Source organism: Protofrankia sp. CiP1_Cm_nod3, from assembly GCF_982290655.1.
Map to the genome: position 1 here is coordinate 6308 of NZ_CEVIVD010000162.1, position 1668 is coordinate 7975.

The 1668-nt window shown below is 71.0% G+C and carries 2 protein-coding genes; both read right to left on the reverse strand.

Annotation, left to right across the window (positions count from 1 at the left end):
- Positions 1-77 precede the first annotated feature (77 nt).
- Positions 78-1259, reverse strand: a complete 1182-nt coding sequence (locus AC5LUJ_RS21010; protein ID WP_250287286.1) for a hypothetical protein — start codon at positions 1257-1259, stop codon at positions 78-80.
- Between the two features lie 13 nt (positions 1260-1272).
- A complete protein-coding gene (locus AC5LUJ_RS21015) occupies positions 1273-1596 on the reverse strand; it encodes a hypothetical protein (RefSeq protein WP_493465578.1) in 324 nt (107 codons plus the stop codon).
- Between the last annotated feature and the right edge of the window lie 72 nt (positions 1597-1668).

Genomic DNA, 1668 nt, shown 5'->3' on the forward strand with positions numbered 1-1668 from the left:
TGCGGTGATGAGCCGGCATGAGCCTGTCACCGGCATGAGCCTGTCAGCGGATCCGTGGCGGCTACCCGGGCTGCGGATCACTGGCCGGTGGAGGTGTCAGCGAGGCCGGCGCGGTCGAAACGTGCGACAAGGCTGGGCTTGCGGGCATGCCGCTGGCGCAGGAGGGCGAACCGCTGTGTGAACTCCGTGCTGTGGCCGGCGCGTGCGGCAACAGCACGGAGGTCCTCGAGGATCTCGACGGCCGCGTCGTAGTCGCTCGGCCGGCGGCCGTCGATCAGCGCGTCGACACGCGCCCAGGCCGTTTCCTGGTCACCGGCCAGCGCGTCCAGCCGCTTCTCCCGGGCCAGCGCGCGTTCCCGCGCGCGGCGGGCCTCCCCCTCGGCGCGGGCGGCCTGCTCCTGGCGCCGGCGTTCCTGCCGGATCTCCGCGGCGGTGTCCAGCAGTTGCGCGACCGTGCGGCGGGGACGGCCGTTCCCGCCGCTGTCGGGCGTACCGCGGAAACGTCGCAGCAGCTCCAGCTGGACCCGGGCGCCGTCCCCGTGCGCGACCTGGAGCAGGAAGCTCTCCTTGTCACCGGCGGGGAGATCCCGGATCCATCCGGCGAGTGCGCGGGGGTCGTCCCTGGCCGCTGCCAGGGGCGGGCTTGCCTGGGCCGCGCTGGTGAGCAGGTCGGCGTCGAGGCGGAGGAAATCCGCCAGGGCCCGCTGCGGCGCGGTGAGGGAACCCAGCCCGGCGGGCACCGGTGGCTCGAGGGTGTCCTCCTCGTCGTCGCCGAAGACGTCCTCGTCACGTTCCCACGTCCCGTAGCCGGCGAGCCAGGCCAGGTAGAGAGCCCGCGGGTCCCCGGCGGCGAGCTCGGCGCGGGCACCGACGATGGCCGACAGGGAGTCCTCGGCGCCCTCCACCCAGTCCCCGCTGTCGTCCTCGCTGGTCAGATCGAGGATGAGATGGTCCCCGGCGGTCCAGGCCGTCAGGTGAGGCTCGACGGTGTACCGCTGGACGGTCTTGAGGTCGAGGAGGGTGCGGGGCAGCCGGATCATGATCCGATGGGTGCCCCAGTTGGCGAGGTAGAGGTGGGCATCGTAGTAGCGCTCCATCATGATGCGTGGATCGCCGTGAAAATCGCCCCAGTGGTACTCGTTGGTGAAGCTGGTGGCGGTGATCCGGGCCCGGGTGGACAGAGTGCGGACCTCGGCCTGCTGCTGTGCGGTCAACGGCCGGTCGACGGCCAGGAACTCGTAGTACTGGTATGTGCTCATCGTCGCGTCACCGTCAGGATGCCCAGTGCCGGTAGGCCTCGACCCATTCGGCCCCGCCCGGGGGTGGGGTGGGCAGCGGCAGGTCCAGGATACCGATCACCTGGCGGTGCTTCCCCCGGGTGCAGACCGCGACGATGCCGCTGTCGGACCGCAGGTCGATCTTCGTGACGGTCACGTCCACGCCCAGGACGGTGGTCTGGAAGGGAACGGCGAGGTTGTCCTCGATCACAGCGTGGAAGGCCGTGAGCTGTTCGTCCTCGCCGTAGGCGTCGACGACGGCCTGCTCGACCAGCGCATCCAGCTCCACCTCGTCCAGCTCCACCTCGGTCACCTCCACCGCCTTGGGTCACCTTCGCCGTAGCCGGCAGCCTACCGAGACAGCCGAATGGAGCCCCGACAGGGCAGGGGA

Coding starts and splice junctions, on each gene's coding strand:
- AC5LUJ_RS21010 (WP_250287286.1), bottom strand. CDS start 1,259: ATGAGCACATACCAGTACTACGAGTTCCTGGCCGTCGACCGGCCGTTG.